At 65.1% G+C, this 1,199-nt stretch carries 1 protein-coding gene; it reads right to left on the bottom strand.

What is annotated here, in order from left to right; genetic code table 11:
* A partial coding sequence (locus tag AAE029_RS36160; protein WP_371077757.1) for an ABC transporter substrate-binding protein occupies nt 1-1,187 on the bottom strand: 1,187 nt, incomplete at its 3' end.
* Nucleotides 1,188-1,199: the final 12 nt, after the last annotated feature.

Genomic DNA, 1,199 nt, shown 5'->3' with positions numbered 1-1,199 from the left:
CCGTTGAACTCGCGGGTGACGACGTCGTAGATGGCGTTCTTGACGGCGGCCGGATTGGCATGGCCATGCGCCATCGAGCCCATCAGCGTGCCGGCCTTGTTGGCCTCGGCCAGATCCTTGATCGCCTTCTTGCCGCAAGCGTCGAAGTCGGTGTCGGGCACGTCGGTGCGCGCCGGCACCGAGCCCTTGACGACGTTGAAGGCCGACTGGAAGCTCGGGCTTTCGATCGCCGAGGCCATCTGCAGCTGCGCCGGGATCTTGTCGGCCGACACCTTGAACATCGCGAACTGGTCGGAGTTGAAGGTCACCGAGCCCTGCGTGCCGGGGAAGCGCATGCAGACGAAGTCCTTACCCGGCACCTGCTTGGCCTTCAGGAACTCGCCCTTGGCCCAGTCGCCCATGAACTGCATGCCGGCCTTGCCCTCGATCACCATGCCGGAGGCGAGGTTCCAGTCGCGGCCGGAGAAGTTGTCGTCGACATAGCCGCGCAGCACCGTCAGCCGGTCGAAGGCCTGCTTCATCTGGTCGGAGCCGAGGGTGTCGGAATCGAGGTCGATGAACGCCTTCTTGTAGAAGTCATTGCCCATCGACAGCACGATCGCCTCGAACATCGTCGCATCCTGCCACGGCTGGCCGCCATGGGCGATCGGCACGATCCCCTGCGCCTTGAACTTGTCGAGCAGCGCGATCAGCTCGTCCCAGTTTTGCGGCTCCTTGCCGCCGGCCTTGTCGAGCGCCGCCTTGTTGATCCACACCCAGTTGGTCGAGTGCACATTGACCGGGGCGGCGATCCAGTGGCCGTCATATTTGGAGAAGTTCTGCAGCGCCGTCGGCACCACCTTGTCCCAGCCTTCCTTGCCGGCGACCTCGTCGAGATTGCCGAGCGCGCCTTCCTTGGCCCAGTCGAGAATGTCGAAGCCGAGCATCTGCACCGCCGTCGGCGGATTGCCGGCCGTCACCCGGGCGCGCAGCACCGTCATCGCCTCGGTGCCGCCGCCACCGGCGACCGGCATGTCGGTCCAGGAGATCCCCTTGGCCTCCAGATCCTTCTTCAGAACGTCAAGCGCCGCCGCTTCGCCGCCCGAGGTCCACCAGTGCAGGACCTCCACATTCTCCGCCGCGTTGGCGACCGCAGCCCCCATCAGCAACAGCGCTCCCACTGCCGTCGATGCCATCAACTTACGCATGGTAATCCTCCC

It is taken from the genome of Sinorhizobium sp. CB7, assembly GCF_041357635.1.
Lineage (GTDB): Bacteria > Pseudomonadota > Alphaproteobacteria > Rhizobiales > Rhizobiaceae > Rhizobium.
This window is presented reverse-complemented; position numbering and strand designations above follow the sequence as displayed.